General features: G+C 51.0%; 10 protein-coding genes and 1 tRNA gene. 3 read left to right on the top strand and 8 right to left on the bottom strand.

Annotated features, from left to right (window positions below; translation table 11 throughout):
• Positions 1-335: 335 nt before the first annotated feature.
• Positions 336-420 (bottom strand) — tRNA-Leu (locus tag P157_RS0106135).
• A gap of 175 nt (positions 421-595) precedes the next feature.
• Here P157_RS0106135 and P157_RS0106130 point away from each other — a divergent pair.
• Positions 596-1405, top strand: a complete 810-nt coding sequence (locus tag P157_RS0106130) for a Nif11 family protein (protein ID WP_026760226.1) — start codon at positions 596-598, stop codon at positions 1403-1405.
• A gap of 71 nt (positions 1406-1476) precedes the next feature.
• Here P157_RS0106130 and P157_RS0106125 read toward each other — a convergent pair whose 3' ends face one another.
• A complete protein-coding gene (locus P157_RS0106125; protein ID WP_304412715.1) occupies positions 1477-2544 on the bottom strand; it encodes a type II asparaginase in 1068 nt (355 codons plus the stop codon).
• A 216-nt stretch (positions 2545-2760) separates the two neighbouring features.
• A complete protein-coding gene (locus tag P157_RS0106120; protein ID WP_026760224.1) occupies positions 2761-3087 on the bottom strand; it encodes a hypothetical protein in 327 nt (108 codons plus the stop codon).
• A gap of 152 nt (positions 3088-3239) precedes the next feature.
• Here P157_RS0106120 and P157_RS0106115 point away from each other — a divergent pair, with 152 nt between their 5' ends.
• The gene (locus P157_RS0106115; protein WP_026760223.1) at positions 3240-4088 is read left to right on the top strand and encodes an AraC family transcriptional regulator; all 849 of its coding nucleotides are present in this window, start codon (positions 3240-3242) and stop codon (positions 4086-4088) included.
• 2 nt (positions 4089-4090) lie between these two features.
• On the opposite strand, the gene amrS is transcribed toward P157_RS0106115, so the two are convergent.
• Entirely contained in the window at positions 4091-4918 is an 828-nt protein-coding gene (gene amrS / locus P157_RS0106110) for an AmmeMemoRadiSam system radical SAM enzyme (protein ID WP_026760222.1), read from the bottom strand.
• Between the two features lies 1 nt (position 4919).
• On the bottom strand, positions 4920-6077 hold the full coding sequence (locus P157_RS13985) for an alanyl-tRNA editing protein (protein WP_051598521.1): 1158 nt from the start codon (positions 6075-6077) through the stop codon (positions 4920-4922).
• 126 nt (positions 6078-6203) lie between these two features.
• Between P157_RS13985 and P157_RS0106100 the strand changes: the two genes are divergently transcribed.
• Positions 6204-6806, top strand: coding sequence for a class I SAM-dependent methyltransferase (locus P157_RS0106100; protein WP_026760221.1), 603 nt, complete (start codon positions 6204-6206; stop codon positions 6804-6806).
• Between the two features lie 147 nt (positions 6807-6953).
• On the opposite strand, the gene P157_RS13980 is transcribed toward P157_RS0106100, so the two are convergent.
• The 3 genes from P157_RS13980 to rpoC form a co-directional block, all read right to left on the bottom strand.
• Positions 6954-7799, bottom strand: a complete 846-nt coding sequence (locus P157_RS13980) for an Rpn family recombination-promoting nuclease/putative transposase (protein WP_051598520.1) — start codon at positions 7797-7799, stop codon at positions 6954-6956.
• 260 nt (positions 7800-8059) lie between these two features.
• Positions 8060-8893, bottom strand: a complete 834-nt coding sequence (locus P157_RS0106090; RefSeq protein ID WP_026760220.1) for an Mrp/NBP35 family ATP-binding protein — start codon at positions 8891-8893, stop codon at positions 8060-8062.
• A gap of 124 nt (positions 8894-9017) precedes the next feature.
• The gene (gene rpoC, locus P157_RS0106085) at positions 9018-13016 is read right to left on the bottom strand and encodes a DNA-directed RNA polymerase subunit beta' (protein WP_026760219.1); all 3999 of its coding nucleotides are present in this window, start codon (positions 13014-13016) and stop codon (positions 9018-9020) included.
• Between the last annotated feature and the right edge of the window lie 13 nt (positions 13017-13029).

Raw genomic sequence — 13029 nt, 5'->3', positions numbered from 1 at the left:
ATCGTCAGTCGACATAGCGCAGCTATGCCTCCTTCCTCTGCCTTGTCTATGCAAATTTATACTACGCATTATGTCCAACCGATTATCTTCTGACTCCTCCTCGACAACCTTCTCCTCGTCTTCTGAAAGCACGCACCGCTTTCAGAACTTGCGCTAGAACTTACGTCCTTTTAATACACCAGAACAACAGGATTATTCACTCTGGATTTCTTCTTACTTTGTGCTTTTCTTAACAAAGCACTTGCTTATTGTAACCGATAGCAGACAATAAGTCAATACGCGAAATAATTGTAACAAAAAAGCGATAGCCCGAAAGCTACCGCCTGATATTCCTTTGGTGCGGATGAAGGGGGTCGAACCCATACGCCTTGCGGCACTGGATCCTAAATCCAGCGCGTCTGCCAGTTCCGCCACATCCGCAGTACTCTACAATCGTAGATAACGGCACTTATTATAGTAGTTATCCACGAATTTGTCAAGTCTAAGCCGTTTTCAACTTCTCTTACAAAATAAAATTTTTGTAATGAATCGTCTCCCCTATCGTATATACCAATGTAAAGCAAAACACAATCCAACTACAGAGGAGGAAATAATCATGGCACAGCAAAATGTAATGAAATTCATAGAAATGATGCAGGAAAATGAAGAAGTTCAGGCAAAGCTCGGACAGATTCTGGAAAAGAATGGCACCGATGAGGATGTCGCTGCTATTCTTGCACTTGCTGAAGAAAAAGGCATTCCTTTTACCGTCGAAGAGTTCATGCAGGAAATGAAAAAACTTTCCTGTACCGAACTTTCCTTTGATGATTTGGCTTGCGTGGTCGGCGGAGCAGGTACGCAGGAATCGCCTCAAAATGACGAGGGCGATCCGGTAACGACCACGGTCGAGACCATCCACGAAGTCACGCAGCATCCCAAGGAAGTAAAAAAAGTTGCCAAAACCGTCAAAAAAGCTGGCGGCGGCATTGCCCATATCCTGACAAAATTGTTTGGCGGTGGACGCTACTTCGCTGCCGGTTCCCTGGTTGCCACCCCAGACGGCAGCATTCCCATTGAAAACATCCACGAGGGCGATGAAGTGCTGACGCTCAATTCTGACGGCGAAAAAATCAGCGGCAAGGTCACCAAGGTTCACACACCTGCCCTGCAGGAAATCGTAACCGTACGCTTTACCGATGGGAAAGTATGGCAGACCACGGCAACGCAGTGGTACTACTGCGGCAATGGCCAATACAACATCGCCATGAACACGCAGGGAAATCCTGCCATCACTCTGGATGGCACCGCGACAGTCGAAAAAGCCACCATGACGGGTAAAAATGAAATGGTCTACGATATTGAAGTAGACGGCATCAACATCATGTTCATCAACGGCGTTGCAGCTGAAGGATTTAGCCTGCACTGATATAAAGCAACAGGGGCGCGTAGCTGCTAAAAGTAACTACGCGCCCCTGCTTTATTGGGGAAGCAAATTTTTTAGTACTTGTGGAACATCTCCTGAATAGCCTTGAGGTCCTTCGTTTTAGTCAGGGCCAGCTGCAGAAGAATACGAGCCTTCTGCGGATTCAGGGAATCACCATCCAGGAAGTGATAGTTGATGTAGCTCTGCTCAGCCGGAATGACGGAGCCGTTGCCTACGCGGGCACTGCGAACTACAACAATACCTGCAGCCGTAGCTTTTGCCAAGGCTGCTTCTGCATCTTTGTGTACGGAACCATTGCCCGTACCGGCATAGATGATGCCCTTAACGCCGCCTTTGATGGCTGCATCTACGAACAGAGCATCGTCATTAGCCGTGCCATAAATAACCTTTACATAGGGAAGTTTCGTGAGGTTGCCAACAGCAAATTCGCTCTTGGTGGTGTGCAGACGAGTGGTTGCACGATAAAATTCTGGAACGCCATCATTCACATAACCGAAAGCACCGAGTTCCGGAGCCTTAAAGGTATCCACGGAAGTGGTGTGGGTCTTAGTCACATCACGGGCACCATTGATGGTGTCGTTGAGTACAACCAGTACGCCACGGCCTGCAGACTTCTTATCAGAAGCCACGCGGACAGCATTCAGAAGATTCATCGGGCCATCAGCACTGATAGCCGTAGCCGGACGCATAGCACCGGTGATGACCACAGGCTTATTGCTCTTAACCGTGAGGTTCAGGAAATAAGCCGTTTCTTCCAGCGTATCCGTACCATGGGTGATGACGATACCGTCTACATCACTGCGGGCCAGCAATTCGTTGCAGCGTTTGGCCAGTTTGAGCCAGACATCATTAGTCATGTCCTTGCTGTCGATGCTGCAAATCTGTTCACCGGATACATTGGCATATTTCTTGACTTCGGGAACGGCATTAATCAGCACATCAATGCCCAAAGCACCAGCCTTATAGCCGGTGGTTGCCGTGTCAGATGCCGCACTGCCGGCAATCGTTCCACCGGTTGCCAGAATCTTGATGTTCGGCTTTGCCTGCGCAGCAAAGGCACACTGTACCCCAACCAGCAGCATTGCCAAGGTCATAAGAATCGCGGTTACTCTTACCTTCACAAAAATTCCTCCTTTTCCAGTTGCAATCTTCCCCTGAACTGCAACAAAAAAACCTATGGACGGATTGTACTCCCCCTTCTAGGGAATACGACAAAATCCGATAAAAACCTATATAAACTATTTTTATCGTAATATAGGCTTTTACTAGATATTCCATAGGCTTATTTCTCGATACGATTCAGTTTTCCTTCTAATAATTGCAGAAAATTTTATTTATCAGCAGGCTGCTGCCAGTTTCTCCTCATCAGCCTGACGCATGCGACCCACGAAGTAATCCGTCAGACGCACTTCAATGTCTGCCTGTTGGCGCGAGAGCAGCAGGCAATCCTCTGCCGTCAGTTCCATTTCGCTGCCATCAGCAGCAAAGGCACGGAAGCCTTCGCGGTTCTGCTTGCCACAGTAGACAATCACCCGGTCAGCGCCCACGCCGGACTCGCGGCTGGCCAGCAGGCGGATAGCGCCCGTTTCCGGCATATAACCATTTGTGCCATCCATAACCATGACTTCCTTATCCTCCACATGATACAAACGAACTAACAACATCCTGCTCACCGGCCTTTCTGACTTCGCGTCTCTGATTTATTCACTGTCTATATTATAGCAAGTGCATATTTGCAATAAAAGTTGAATTTATGCTTTCAATATTGCAAATAATGTACTATACTAGAGGCAAGTCCAGCATGAGGAGTGAAACCATGAGCGATTACGAGAAGAAGGGCTATCTGGTCAGCGACTTTCGGGTATTCCGCCTGAAAGATGCTGCCTTAAAGCCCATTCCCTTCCATTATCACGATTTCCATAAAATCATTATGTTCCTCGACGGTGCTGTGGATTATGTCATCGAAGGCAAGACCTACCATCTGGCCCCACGGGACATCGTCTTTGTCACCGCCGGAGAAATCCACCGTCCTGTCTTTACCGACGAAGCGAAAGATTACGAGCGCATTGTCATCTACGTGGCACCGGATTTCCTGCGCCGCTGGCAGGAGCAGGATGCCGAGCATACCGACCTTGCCCAATGCTTTGCCTATGCCCGCGAAAACAGCAGCGTCATGCAGCAGCCCCCCGGCACGAGCCATGACCTGCTCTTTCATATGGACAAGCTCGAAAAAACAGCCCGCGGGCAGGGCTTTGCCAACGGACTGTTTACGGAAATCATGTTTATTGAGTTTATGATTCTGCTGAACCGTTCCCTGCATGAGCATGAACTCTCGGGTCTCACCAGTGCCAGCTACGACCCCAAGATTCAGGAAATTCTTTCCTATATCAATGCCCATCTGGCCGAGGAACTTTCCATTGACGATTTGGCGGCCAGGGCCTATATCAGCAAGTTCTACCTCATGCGCAAGTTCAAGGCCGATACCGGTTACGGCATCCACCAGTACATCCGCAGCAAACGGCTGCTTTTGGCCCGTGATTTGCTCAAGACCGATATGTCCATCACCAACATCTGCGAGGAAGTGGGCTTTGCCGACTACTCCACCTTCTCCCGGGCCTTCAAGGAAATGTTCAAATGCGCCCCGCGGGATTATCGGAAGCAGTAAGCCTAACGGACATTGCCCAAATACACATACTGCAGACGCTCCAGCGCCACTTTTTGCAACTGCTGCAAAGTGGCCAGGGGCGTCATTTCGATTGCACACTGATAGCGGGGGAAATAGCGGGACAGATGCAGCGGTATCGCAGGACTTATCCCTGCCAACCACTCTGTTTCTGCCCGGAATTCCTCCATGCCGTCATTTTTGCCGGGAATGACTAACGTGGTAACCTCCACATGAACACCAGCCTCCACCATCATCTGGATGGTTCTCTGCGCCGCCTCCAAGGAGCCACCCATCCATTGGTAGGTTGCCGCATTAAAGGCTTTCAAATCAATATTGGCGGCATCAAGCAGCGGCAATAACTTGCGTAGAGGTTCCGCCTCAATCTGCCCATTGCTGACCAATACCACCTTCTCCCCCGCCGTCCGCAAAAGCGGCGCCACATCCAGTAAATACTCGAAGCTCAGCAACGGTTCATTATAGGTAAAAGCCACGCCGATACTGCCATGCTTCCTTTGCGTTTCCACCGCCAGTTCCGCCAATTTTTCCGGTGCCAGATAGCCCTGCACCTCGCCCCCGTCATCCTGCGATATGCTGTAATTCTGACAAAAGGGACAGCGCATATTGCAGCCAAAACTCCCCACGGACAAAATCACCGTGCCAGGATAAAAATGATAAAGGGGCTTCTTCTCTATAGGGTCCAGTGCCAGCGAAGTCACCTGTCCATAACTCAAACTCCGCACCACGCTCCCATCATTGCGGCGGGTCCGGCAATATCCTACCTGCCCTTCCGCCAGTTTGCAATGATGGGGACAAAGTTGACATGTCAACACGCTATCTCACCTCTGCACTGCCTTGGGCAAAATTATCCTTGCCCCCGCCCCGGCCTCCGAGCCGTTCGTTAATCGCCTTAATCCGTTCCCGGCAGCTAACCTTCACTTCACTGCCGCAGGCCAGCACATAATTCATCCGGCCGTCACTTGAATAATAAATCGTAACCTCTGCCTGCGGGTCTTCGCTCAAAACCTGCGCCAGCTTTCTGGCCGCGTCCGCCGAAATATCTTCTTCCTGCAGGGTAATGGACTTCACACCATCCGTAAGCGGCGTATCCTGTAACAGCTGACGGGCCTTTTCCTGCCCCCAGCGAAGTTCGGCCCCAGACAGCTTTTCCTTGAGCTCCTTAATTTCATCTTGTAGCCGCTCCACGCCCAGACGGATTTCCTCATCTTTAAGAGACAATAGCTGCACCGCACCATTTAATTCCTGCCAGCAGCGGCTGATTTTTTCCATGGCCAGCCGCCCGCAGAGAAAATAAATCCGCGTGCCCTGCTTATGCTTTTCCGCCTTGAAAATTTTTACCAGCCCCACCATACCTGTCATGGGCGGATGCGTGCCACAGCAGGTACAGGCATCACTGCCTTCAATCTGCACGACCCGCACAGGCCCGATAAGTTTGTCATTAAACTTGCGGGTGGCGCATTTAGCAGCTTTCTCGACCGCCATCCACTCTGCCTTAATGGAGCGGTTCTCCTGAATATGCAGATTGGCCAGCGCCTCCACCTGTGCAATTTCCGCACTTGTCACCTCACGGCTCAAATCAATCGTCACCATCTCCGGCGACATATGAAAGCCCACATTGTCGGCCCCGCAAATTTTCCAGAAACCATAGGACAGCAGATGCTCCCCACAATGCTGCTGCATATGGTCAAAGCGCGTTTGCCAGTCAATTTCTGCCAGTACCTGCGTACCAACCGGCAAAGGCTCCGCCGTCTCATGAAGGATGCGTCCCTCTGTCTCCCGGACATGCGTGACCACAACTTCCCGGTCACCACAAATTAGTTTTCCTGTATCGCTAAGCTGCCCGCCCCCTTCGGGATAAAACACCGTCAGGTCAAGCACAATGCCAAAGCCCGTCTTTAATTCCACACAATCCGTAACCACAGCCTCAGAACTGCGCTGCAGCACATCTTCCAAAAATATTTTTTTCGTCATAAGCCTCATCCTCCACAGAAAATAATTCGTGGCTGCAGGAAAATATCCTTTTCCTCCCCCATTGAAAACCTTTCATTGATACGATAAAATAGAACAATCATTATCGCAAAGGAGCCTCTAAACCTTATGACCGACCTGGAAAACGACTGGGACAAACTGCTGCATATCAAGACCACGGGACGGGATGACACCATTTCCGATTTGGTGCGTTATCCCTATGAACCGACCGATTACACTGTGCTCGAACAGCTCGCCCGCAGCGGCTATATTGACAAGCACAATACCGTGGTGGACTACGGCTGTGGCAAAGGCCGGGTCAGCTTTTTCCTCACGAGCCAGACAAAATGCCACGCCATCGGCATTGAGTATAATCCCCGCCTCTACGAAAGAGCCTGCACCAATCAGCAAACCGCCCCGCGGGGCAATCGGGTTACCCTGCTCCAACAGGATGCAGTCAACTTCACCGTTCCCGAGCAAGTGGACCGCTGCTTCTTCTTCAATCCCTTCGCCGTGGAAATCCTCCGCACTGTGCTGGACAATCTGCAAGACTCCTGCAAAAACGCGCCCAGAGATATACTCCTGATTTTCTACTACCCATCCCCCGCCTACACCGAATACCTCGCGGAGCTCTCCCATCTGACACTCATTGACACCATCGACTGCCGCCCCGGAGAAAAATACAGCGACCCACGGGAAAAACTGCTGGTGTTCCGGCTTACTCATCCATAACTTCCATAACTATAGGCACGAAAAAGCTGGAACTTGACTTGTCAATTTGACATGTCAAGCTCCAGCTTTTGCTTATCGAAATTATCATCAGAGAAAAAACAATATTCGATTGACGATTTTCAGGAAATATCTCTATATCTAGGAAGTTTACCAACAACTATTAACTAAAGCCGTTGCTTCCTCGTTGGAGAGCGCGTAGTTTTCGATAATCTGTGTGATAGCCAAATCTTTACTTATTTTTAACTTTTTAAGCATGGTAACAGCCTTCACTCTTTCTTCACGTCGAGCAAAAGTTAACTGCGCCGCCTGGTCACGGCGGAATTTTTCTGCTTTTTCATACGAGCGTTTGGCCACTTCGTCCTTAGTAAACACATCTTCCACCTCCATCGCTTCTTTGATAGCTTCTTCTGAAGCCGCGATTTCTGCCAGTTCTTCGTCCGGCGTACTGGGGGAGAAATAAGCCGCCCATTTCTCCATGCGGTTCATTTCTCTTACGCTTCTGCCCTTGAATTTCGGCAATTCTAGGAAATGTATCTCCAACTTGTCCGTCAACTGGCAGCTGGTTTGAACATCATAAATGCCAAAGCAGCTGTGCATATCCGGATATTTATTCGCATCAAACAGACTGAACCCCAAAATATTGATGGCCACGGTGCGATTTAACTGGTCATATTCCTCGCCCCGCTTCAAATCAGCATAGTTCCGCGCCCAATAATAAACAGAACGCTCGCCCATAGCGGCAAGGGCATTGACCTGCATTTCAATATTGACCTTGGTGCCTGAAGCCGTGCGGCCTAAAATGTCCAGCCGTGACTCTTTGCCCTCATACTCGTCTGCGTCCATTTCGCGGTCGATAAACTCAATATCTTCAATAAGCTCCGTCCCCTGAAACTCGAAAAAAGCATTAATCAAGGATATGGTTATTTGCGGGTGCTTGGCAAAAACGGCCTTAAATACCGCGTCATTTGTCCGATTAATCCGAAATGCTACCATGATTATTCCTCCTGTGTTGCTTAATTATATTCTACTATGAAATCTGACCGAGTCAAGTCCAAAGGACTACGAATTGGTCAGCTTGCGTGTATGGACGGATAAACAGGTCCTTTTTCATTTTGCTTAAGAATTTACCCACGAAACAATAGTAAAATTTTCATATGCATTTATTTAAGGCCCCCACATGGTCAGCAAAAAGGCTCTGCAAGAAATATCGCAGAACCTTTTGTGGTAACGCACTGTCGCGTTGGGATATTTACTTATTCATCTAAAGCAAGAAGTTTCGCCGTTGCTTCGTCGAGGTAATCGGCCTCGGTCGTCTCAATCTGCCCAGCATCACATTCTGCTGCCAGTGCAGGCTGGATGGGGATGCGCCCCAGCACATCGAGGTTGTATTCTTTGGCAATTTCCTCAATATGACTCTGACCATAGATTGCATGGCGTTTACCGCAGTCAGGGCACTCAAAGTAGCTCATATTTTCCACGAGGCCCAGGATAGGCACCTTCATGGCTTCGGCCATCTTCACGGCCTTTTCCACAATCATGGACACAAGTTCCTGCGGGCTCGTAACGATGATGATGCCGTCCAGTTTGATGGACTGCATAACCGTCAGCGGCACATCACCAGTTCCGGGAGGCATATCCACGAACATATAGTCCACATCTTCCCAGATGAAATCATGCCAGAACTGCTTGACCACACCGCTGATGATGGGGCCGCGCCATACGACTGGATCTGTGTCATCATCGAGCAGGAGGTTCATGCTGACGATGTCGATACCTCCGGCAGTGGTCACAGGGTATGCTCCCTTTTCACTGCCACACACTTCACCACTGACACCAAACATCTTTGGGATGGATGGGCCGGTAATATCTGCATCCATAATGCCCACATGCTTGCCTTTGCGGGACATCGCCACAGACAACAGCCCAGTCACCAAGGATTTACCAACACCGCCCTTGCCACTGACTACCGCAATGACATGACGGATATCACTGAGCTCATGGGGTGCTTCATGCAAATCCTTCGGACGGGTATCGGCTCCACAGGTGGTACCGCAGGAACTACAATCATGATTACATTCTTCAGCCATTGAACATACCTCCTAAAATATAAAATGAGGTTCAAAGGTATTGACTACCTTTGAACCTCATCCACCGCTACGCGGTCCCCCTTCCCCAAAAGGAAAGGCTTCCCAAGTAGTCTTTTATGTTCTATTATGCTTCTACCGTATCGGTTTCCACAGTTTCTTCAGCAACTTCTTCTACCGGTTTCGGGTCTTTATCCACAATCTTAAGGTTGCGGTAACGGCTCATACCCGTACCAGCCGGAATCAGCTTACCGATGATAACATTTTCCTTGAGGCCGATAAGCGGGTCAACCTTGCCCTTGATGGCGGCATCCGTGAGTACACGGGTGGTTTCCTGGAAGGAAGCAGCCGACATGAAGGAATCGGTAGCCAGAGATGCCTTGGTGATACCGAGGAGAATCGGTTTTGCCACAGCGGGTTCGCCGTCTTCCTCGATTGCCTTGGTATTGGCAGCCTCGAACTGGTTGATGTCGATGTACTCGCCAGGCAGGAAATCCGTGCTGCCGGATTCCTCAATCTTAACCTTGTGGAGCATCTGACGAACCATAACTTCGATATGCTTATCGTTAATCTCAACGCCCTGGGACTTATACACTTTCTGTACTTCGTATACCAGGTAACGCTGGGTTGCCTGCAGACCGCAGACACGCAGGATATCGTGCGGGTTGATGGAACCTTCGGTGAGTTTGTCACCCGGTTTCAAATGCATGCCCTGCTTGGCTGCCATACGGGCGCCATACGGGATTGCATATTCGCGGGCTTCGCCTTCGTCCGGTACAATCGTAACCTTGCGCATACCCTTACCGGAGTCTTCAACTTCGGCACGGCCTTCAATCTCAGCGATGATAGCATGGTGCTTCGGCTTACGTGCTTCGAACAATTCTTCGACACGCGGAAGACCCTGGGTGATATCGTCACCGGCAACACCGCCGGAGTGGAACGTACGCATGGTGAGCTGTGTACCCGGTTCACCGATGGACTGAGCAGCGATGATACCAACTGCTTCACCGATTTCAACCTCAGCCTGATTAGCCAGATCGCGGCCATAGCACTTGATGCAGACGCCGAACTGAGACTTACAGGTGAGCACGCTGCGGATGGAAACGTGGTCACGCACTTTTTCAATGCGTTTTGCCATATCTTCATCAACGGTGTCGTTGATGGAAGCAATGCGTTCACCCGTAGCCGGGTCATCGATGTTTTCAGCCAGAACACGGCCAACGATACGTTCTGCCAAGGATTCGATGATACCATCGCCTTCCTTGATAGCCTCCACTTCGATACCGCGAACGTTGTTGTTGCGCACGCGGATTTCCTTAGCGTCGGAAGCCAGAATCGTGTCGATGAGTTCAGCCGTCAACTTAGTGCCAGCAGCTACTACTACAGCATTTGCGGAGTCAACCACATCACGGGTAACATCCTTGCCGCTCATTTCGTGAATCATGGAATCCTTAGCCTTGGCACGGGCAGCCTCATCCGGCTCGCCCAAAGTGATGGCTTCGGTAATCATGGCGTTGCTGATAGCAGCTTCGGAGGCCAGAGAAGAACCGCGAACCATGATTTCGCGAACTTCCTTCTCGCCGATAACGGCCAGTTTTTCCTCGTCCAGAATGGTGTCGCGCGCAAAGAGCACTTCCTTGGTTTCCGGGTCGAAGACATCGGCACCCAACAGACGGCCCATCAGGCTGTCGTTGAGGATTTCCAGCGCATCGAAGGTGGACTCGGCAAGACGTGCACGAGCCTGAACCAGGTTCAGCGTGGAGATATCGCAGTCTTCCTCACGGACGATTACATCCTGTGCCACGTCTACGAGACGGCGGGTCAGGTAACCGGAGTCAGCCGTACGCAGTGCGGTATCGGCCAGACCCTTACGGGCACCATGGGAAGAAATAAAGTAATCGGATACGGACAGGCCTTCACGGAAGTTTGCCGTGATTGGCAAGTCGATGATTTTACCAGACGGGTCAGCCATCAAACCGCGCATACCGGCCAGCTGACGCATCTGCTGTTTGTTACCACGGGCACCGGAGTCAGCCATCATGAAGATCGGGTTGAAGGCGTCCATGTTGTCCATCATGGCGTCAGCCACGTCATCCGTAGCCTTGGACCAGAGGTCAACAACCTTGTGGTAACGTTCTTCTTCGGTGATGAGACCGCGGTCATAGCGGCGTTCAACCTTGTTGACAATCTGCTGCGTGTCATTGATGATGGTCTTCTTCTTCGGCGGCACGATAACGTCAGAGATAGCAACGGTCATACCAGCTACACAGGCGTAGTGATAGCCGAGGTTCTTAACATCATCGATAACGTGAGCCGTTTCCGTAGCACCGAAAGCGTTGTAGCACTTGGCAACGAGCTTGCCCAGTTCCTTTTTGTTCATCAGAACGCCCAGGCACCACTGGTCGGATTCTTTATCCTTGTAGAAGTAACGGATTTCCTTGGGCAGGATTTCGTTGAAAATCATGCGGCCCAAAGAAGTCTTGACAAGGCCATAACCATCGATGCGGCACTGAATAGCAGCCTGCAGGTCGAGGTCATGCTGCTGATAAGCCAGCAGTGCTTCGGCAATGCCCGTAAGGACCTTGCCTTCGCCCTTGGCACCCGGACGGATGTTGGTCAGATAGTAGGAACCCAGAACCATGTCCTGCGAAGGAACGATGATTGGCTTACCATCTTTCGGTGCCAGGATGTGGTTAGCAGCCAGCATCAGGATGCGGGCTTCCGTCTGTGCTTCGGAGGACAGCGGCAGATGGATAGCCATCTGGTCACCATCGAAGTCGGCGTTGTATGCCGTACAAGCCAGCGGATGCAGCTTCAAAGCGCGGCCTTCGGTGAGTACCGGCTCGAAAGCCTGGATACCCAGACGATGCAGCGTCGGGGCACGGTTCAAGAGAACCGGATGCTCTTTGATTACGCCTTCGAGAACATCCCAAACCTCAGGTTTAGCACGTTCTACCATGCGCTTAGCCGATTTGATATTGTGAGCGGCTCCCGAGGAAACCAGCTTTTTCATAACAAAGGGCTTAAAGAGTTCCAATGCCATTTCCTTCGGCAGGCCGCACTGATGGAGTTTCAGTTCCGGGCCTACGACGATAACGGAACGGCCGGAGTAGTCAACGCGCTTACCGAGAAGGTTCTGACGGAAGCGGCCCTGCTTACCTTTCAGCATGTCGGAAAGGGATTTCAGCGGACGGTTGCCCGGGCCCGTTACAGGGCGGCCACGGCGGCCGTTATCGATCAGGGCGTCAACAGCTTCCTGCAGCATGCGTTTCTCGTTGCGGACAATGATGTCCGGTGCACCGAGATCGAGCAGGCGCTTCAGACGGTTGTTACGGTTGATTACACGACGATAGAGGTCGTTGAGGTCGGACGTTGCAAAACGGCCGCCATCGAGCTGTACCATCGGGCGCAGTTCCGGCGGAATAACCGGCACAACATCCATAATCATCCAGGACGGCTTGTTGCCGGACTTGCGGAATGCTTCCACAACTTCCAGACGGCGAATGGCACGAATCTTCTTCTGGCCGGAAGCCGTGCGGACTTCCTTGCGCAGAACTTCGCTCATGCGTTCCAAGTCAAGCTCATCGAGGAGTTCTTTGATTGCTTCGGCACCCATGCCAACGCGGAAGGTGTTGCCATATTTTTCCAAAGCATCATGGTATTCTTTTTCGGACAGCAGGCTCTTCTTCGTGAGGTCGGTGTTTTCACCGGAATCCAGCACGATGTAGTACGCGAAGTACAGAACTTTTTCCAGCGCACGCGGGCTGATGTCGAGGATCAGGCCCATGCGGCTCGGAATGCCCTTGAAATACCAAATATGTGAAACCGGCGCAGCCAGTTCAATATGTCCCATGCGCTCGCGGCGGACTTTCGCGCGAGTGACTTCAACGCCGCAGCGGTCGCAGACAATGCCCTTATAGCGGATACGCTTGTACTTACCGCAATGGCATTCCCAGTCACGGGTCGGGCCAAAGATACGCTCGCAGAACAGACCATCGCGCTCAGGTTTGAGCGTACGATAGTTGATGGTCTCCGGCTTCTTGACCTCACCGTAGGACCACTCGCGGATTTTGTCCGGAGAGGCCAGACCGATGCGCATCGAATCAAAATTATTTACATCCAGCAAAGAGATGACACTC

The sequence above is a fragment of the Selenomonas ruminantium AC2024 genome (assembly GCF_000687995.1).
GTDB lineage: Bacteria > Bacillota > Negativicutes > Selenomonadales > Selenomonadaceae > Selenomonas_A > Selenomonas_A ruminantium_B.
Note: the sequence above shows the minus strand (reverse complement) of the source record. Positions and strands in the feature narration are given on the sequence as shown.

What these genes read in the sequence shown, in the direction of transcription:
- P157_RS0106100 (WP_026760221.1), top strand. Translation starts at nt 6,204, where the DNA reads ATGACCGACCTGGAAAACGACTGGGACAAACTGCTGCATATCAAGACC.
- P157_RS0106130 (WP_026760226.1), top strand. Translation starts at nt 596, where the DNA reads ATGGCACAGCAAAATGTAATGAAATTCATAGAAATGATGCAGGAAAAT.
- P157_RS13985 (WP_051598521.1), bottom strand. Translation starts at nt 6,077, where the DNA reads ATGACGAAAAAAATATTTTTGGAAGATGTGCTGCAGCGCAGTTCTGAG.
- P157_RS13980 (WP_051598520.1), bottom strand. Translation starts at nt 7,799, where the DNA reads ATGGTAGCATTTCGGATTAATCGGACAAATGACGCGGTATTTAAGGCC.
- P157_RS0106120 (WP_026760224.1), bottom strand. Translation starts at nt 3,087, where the DNA reads ATGTTGTTAGTTCGTTTGTATCATGTGGAGGATAAGGAAGTCATGGTT.
- P157_RS0106090 (WP_026760220.1), bottom strand. Translation starts at nt 8,893, where the DNA reads ATGGCTGAAGAATGTAATCATGATTGTAGTTCCTGCGGTACCACCTGT.
- P157_RS0106115 (WP_026760223.1), top strand. Translation starts at nt 3,240, where the DNA reads ATGAGCGATTACGAGAAGAAGGGCTATCTGGTCAGCGACTTTCGGGTA.